Source organism: Gordonia sp. UBA7860 (genome assembly GCF_002500165.1).
Lineage (GTDB): Bacteria > Actinomycetota > Actinomycetes > Mycobacteriales > Mycobacteriaceae > Gordonia > Gordonia sputi.
In genome coordinates, this window is record NZ_DLSO01000086.1 from 1 (window position 1) to 540 (window position 540).

Genomic DNA, 540 nt, shown 5'->3' on the forward strand with positions numbered 1-540 from the left:
AGCGCGCACCTCGTCGACGAGTCCGTTGGCGAACATCAGCCGCGTCCGCAGCGCGATGCGCCCGTCCAGTTCTGCGGTGTCGCGGTCTAGTGCGAGAATCTTTGTCCCCCAACGTGGTTCACCGATCTTCGGCGCAGACGCCGCGAACGGCTCCCCGGTCAGTTCGACTACCTCGAGTGCGCGCACGATGCGTCGTGCATCGGTATCGAGAATCGACGCCGCCGCGGCCGGGTCGACGGATGCGAGATGTCGATGCAGCGCCGCGACACCGACCTCATCGAGCATCGCCTCGTAACGGGCGCGCACCTGCGGGTCGGTTGCCGGGAACCGCCAGTTGTCGAGCAGGCCTTGGATGTACATCATCGACCCGCCGACGATCACCGGCGTGCGGCCGGCGGCGAGCAGCGAGTCGATGTCGGCCGACGCGGCTTCCTGATAGCGCGCGACGGTGGCCGTCTCGGTGACGTCGAGCACGTCGAGTTGGTGGTGGACAATGCCCCGACGCTCCTGTGGGGGCAGCTTGGCCGTGCCGATGTCCAT

At 67.4% G+C, this 540-nt stretch carries 1 protein-coding gene; it reads right to left on the bottom strand.

The window, feature by feature from the left end; genetic code table 11:
- The coding region (locus B3T59_RS11430) for a tRNA (adenosine(37)-N6)-dimethylallyltransferase (protein WP_287003438.1) at positions 1-540 on the bottom strand (540 nt) is incomplete at both ends.